This window comes from Cupriavidus sp. 8B, assembly GCF_054589115.1.
Genome location: NZ_BAAILO010000487.1, coordinates 1 through 3,861, shown reverse-complemented (window position 1 = coordinate 3,861; position 3,861 = coordinate 1). Strand labels below are relative to the sequence as shown.

At 60.1% G+C, this 3,861-nt stretch carries 4 protein-coding genes and 2 pseudogenes; 3 read left to right on the top strand and 3 right to left on the bottom strand.

Translation table 11 applies throughout. From position 1 onward, the window contains the following. Positions 1–240 (bottom strand): LysR family transcriptional regulator (locus ACYP5B_RS45135; RefSeq protein WP_459573916.1); only part of this gene is annotated, 240 nt, incomplete at its 3' end. 400 nt (positions 241–640) lie between these two features. On the opposite strand from ACYP5B_RS45135, the pseudogene ACYP5B_RS45130 reads away from it, so the two are divergent. Then, a pseudogene (locus tag ACYP5B_RS45130) lies at positions 641–1,675 on the top strand (MFS transporter); the annotation flags it as partial. Between the two features lie 22 nt (positions 1,676–1,697). On the opposite strand, the gene ACYP5B_RS45125 reads toward ACYP5B_RS45130, so the two are convergent. Then, positions 1,698–1,997, bottom strand: a complete 300-nt coding sequence (locus ACYP5B_RS45125; RefSeq protein WP_459573915.1) for a hypothetical protein — start codon at positions 1,995–1,997, stop codon at positions 1,698–1,700. A gap of 12 nt (positions 1,998–2,009) precedes the next feature. Further along, entirely contained in the window at positions 2,010–3,092 is a 1,083-nt protein-coding gene (locus ACYP5B_RS45120) for an IS630 family transposase (protein WP_459573914.1), read from the bottom strand. A 51-nt stretch (positions 3,093–3,143) separates the two neighbouring features. On the opposite strand from ACYP5B_RS45120, the pseudogene ACYP5B_RS45115 reads away from it, so the two are divergent. Beyond that, positions 3,144–3,554, top strand: a pseudogene (locus ACYP5B_RS45115) (MFS transporter); the annotation flags it as partial. 106 nt (positions 3,555–3,660) lie between these two features. Further along, positions 3,661–3,861: hypothetical protein (locus ACYP5B_RS45110; RefSeq protein ID WP_459573913.1), on the top strand; the 201-nt coding region annotated here is incomplete at its 3' end.

The window sequence follows — 3,861 nt, the reverse complement described above, 5'->3', positions numbered from 1 at the left end:
TTCCATACGGCTCAACACGTCCCGCGCTTGCCGAACAAACGCCGTGCCGGCCGCGGTCGGCTTCATTCCGTGTTTGCCACGGGCGAGGAGTGTTACGCGCAGATCCTCTTCAAGCGCTGCCAGGCGCTTGCAGACTGCCGATGGCACGATGGACTCGCGTTGGGAAGCGCGGGCAATACTTCCCTCCTCGCAAACGGCGATGAAGAGTTTCAGCGTGATGGGGTCGAAATGGGACTTCATCGTCTACATCTCGCGCTGGAGCGCAGCGTGTGGGCAATGCAACGGCAGTTCGGCATGTCAGAAAGTTCCCGATGGAGAATTTTAACTTCTCAGATTACCACTTCGTTCTCTTATCGCGAAATCATAAAATCGCAACAAGACGAAGGAGAACCGGAGAGACGCCGAGTGAAGCCCGACTTAAGAACCCTGCAAATAGGGATATAACGCCACTTTTTTTGGGCGGCCAAGGACTTCAGGGCGCACCTCAAGTCGATTGAGCGCGACCAGATCCGCCGGCGAGTCGTCGGCCAGAAATAGCCTTTGATCGCGGGACGCATGTCACCGGCATGTGGCCCGTCACCCTCATATCGGCAGGCATGCACACAGAAGAATGCCACCGGTGCAATAACAGGAGACAGACATGCAGCAGACCGTCACCGCGGGAAGCCCCGCGCGCGTCGCGCCGAACGTTCGTATCGACATCAACCCGGGCGCGGAAATCTCTGCGCGCATGGACCGCCTGCCAATTACGCGGCATCTCTGGATGCTCGTGTTCCTCATCTCGCTCGGGGGCTTCTTCGAAGTCTACGACCTGATCTTCACCGGCTATATCGCGCCGGGCATGGCGAAGAGCGGGCTGCTTCAGACCACGACCCATGCATTCTTCGGCTTGACTGGGATCGCTGGCTTCATTGCCGCAACCTTCGTGGGCCTCTTCGTCGGCACCTTCGGATTCGGCTGGATGCCGGATCGCTACGGGCGCCGCGCCGTCTTCACGTTTTCGCTGCTGTGGTACTCGGTCGGCTCGGCGATCATGGCATTCCAGACGACTCCCGAAGGCGTGATCCTGTGGCGCTTCATCACCGGCATCGGCGTGGGCCTGGAGATCATCACGATCGATAGCTACGTCACCGAGCTCGTCCCGCAGCATATGCGCGGCCGCGCGATTGCGTTCAACCAGACGGTGATGTTCGCGGCCGCCCCGGTCGCTGCGATCCTCTCGTACTGGCTCGTTCCGACGACCGTGTTCGGCATCGACGGATGGCGTGTCGTGGTGCTCGCGGGAGCGATCGGCGCGGTGCTCGTTTGGTTCATTCGCCGTGCGGTGCCGGAAAGCCCGCGATGGCTCGCGACCCACGGCAATGTTGAAAGGGGCGAGAGGATAGTGGGCAAGATCGAAGCTATTGTCGAGCGCCAGTACGGCCAGCCCCTTCCGCCGCCACTGAAGGCGATCGAGCAGCCCGTGTACCGGCGTGCGTTGTTTGCGGAGCTGCTGCAGCCGCCTTATCGGTCGCGCCTGATCATGCTGACTGTCTTCAACTTTTGTCAGGCTATCGGCTACTACGGGTTCGTGAACTGGGTGCCGACACTATTGATTGCTCACGGTATTACCGTCACCATGAGTCTGCTGTACTCGTTCATCATCGCGTTTGCGATGCCAGCGGGCGCATTACTAGTACAACATCCCGTAAATAGCTTTAATAAGTATCGGGCTGCAAATACGGCTGCAGGAGCGTGACAACCAGCTCGGCCATCTCGTCGAGCGAGCCTGCGCCTGGCAACGGCTCCCAACGCCCGGTATGGCTGCGAAAGGCGGCACCATAACGATTGCGGCCGAGCTCGGTCAGCCGAGCCACCACGGTCGGCTCCTCGTCGTCCAGACGTTTGATCAGCAGGTGACGCCCGTAGGCTTGCGTGATGATCTGCTCGTGGCCGAGCAGGCTGCGCAGTCGCTGCTGCAATTTGGCAGCGTAATGTTTGGTGGGTAAGGCTGACATATCGATCCTCGATTACGATGCGCCGGTTTGCAACGGATAGCCCCGAAAACTCCATTTGAACGGGCGGGCCACCTGATTGTGCGCGCGGACAAACTGCTCGGTGCGCTCGCGCAGGTGCACGGTGCTGGTGTGGCTCGCGTGGCGCAGCACTCGGCGCGTGTAGCGGGCAAACCAGAGTTCGATCTGATTGACCCAACTCGCGTGCAATGGCGTGAAGTGGAAGTGAAACCGCCCATCGTGGCGCGCGTTGAACGCCTGCCAGACGGCCTGGGCGCAATGGGTGTTGAGGTTGTCCCAGACGATATGCACCTGTTTGGCCGGGTACGCGCTTGCCGCGCGCTCCATGAAGGCTATCAGATCCTCCTGGGTGCGCCGGTCGCGGCATTCTGCCAGCACCTGTCCGGTATGCACGTCCAGCGCGGCAATCAACGCCTGGGTGCCGTGACGAATATATTCAAACTCACGCCGACGTAGCCGCCCCGGCGCCGGGGCACGTCCTGGGTGCTTACGCTCGATGGCCTGAATGCCGGTCTTCTCGTCGATACTGAGCACCACCGAGTTTCGAGGCGCCTTGCGGTACAGCCGGCAAATCCCGTTGACCTTCTCGCGAAAGGCCGGGTCTGGGCTATGTAGCCATTGCTGGACCCGGTGCGGACGCACGTCGCCGGCCTGCAGAATGCGCTGCACCTGGCTGCGGCTGATCTGCCCGACGACGCCGCGCTCCACGGCGCGCGCCACAATCTCGTCGAGCGTCGGCGTGACCCGTCCCTCAGGTTCCTGCGTTTCACACGCCAGCGCGATCAACTGCAATCGGGCCTCGTGCGTGATGCGTGGCGGACGGCCACTGCGCTCGCCCTCGCGGATACCTTTGGCACCTTGCTGTGCAATGCGCTTGCGCCAAAGGCAGACTGTTTGCACCGAGACACCCAGTTCCTGCGCAATGACCGTATTGGCGTGGCCCTCGTGGGCCCACAACGCGATTCGCGCGCGCATCACATCTCGCTGCGGCGCCGTCTTGCGCTCGATCAGCGATAGCAGTTCCTGTTGTTCTTTCTTCGCCAGCTTCACTGGCGTTGCTTGGCGGCCTCGGCTCATCCCGCCATCATATCCGAGGCGATTAATTATTCAACCTATTTAAGGGATGTCGTACTAGCGATGCTCTACGCAGACAAAATTCAGCGGAAGTACCTAATCGTCGGTAGCGCGCTTGCAGTGGTCATTTGCGGAATCGCGTTCGGACAAGTGACGTCGGTGGTTCCGCTCATTATTACAGGCGTGCTAATCAGCTTTGCCGGTCAGACAATGTCAGTTTCCTGCCATACGTATCAGTCGGAACTATTTCCCACGGCCGTGCGCTGCCGTGCGAGCGGCATCGTCTATTCAGCTAGCCGTATCGGCGCGATGTTATCGGGCTTCATCATTGCGGCGCTGCTGAAGGACTTTGGCGTACCCGGGGTCTTCGCCGGCATCACGGCCTGCATGCTTGTGGTCATGATAGCGATCGGCGTCTTTGGACCGAAGACAAACGGCCTGAGACTTGAAGAGTTAAACCACTGACGGCCGAGTCTTGTCCTGGCGACTCACCACGACTCGCGACTTGTCAGCCGTCTGATACCACTTCGCCCTGCCGATTGCATAAGTAGATTACATAGGAGAGTAAACCGTGAACCAGCCAAACTCGCAGCCGCTTCGTCCTTCCGACACGGTTCGTTTTGACGGCCGAATCCTGTTTTTGTCGAATAACCCAAGCGTGGTCCAGCGGCAACTGGTGGGAGAGGGCGTCACACTTGAAGAGGCCTTGCCGCTCCGCTCGGACATTTCCACCGACGAGATCACACCCGCCTACATTTGCTACTACTACGAC

Bases quoted from the DNA above. Each gene is read 5' to 3' on its own strand.
- ACYP5B_RS45120 (WP_459573914.1), bottom strand. From the start codon at position 3,092: ATGAGCCGAGGCCGCCAAGCAACGCCAGTGAAGCTGGCGAAGAAAGAA.
- ACYP5B_RS45125 (WP_459573915.1), bottom strand. From the start codon at position 1,997: ATGTCAGCCTTACCCACCAAACATTACGCTGCCAAATTGCAGCAGCGA.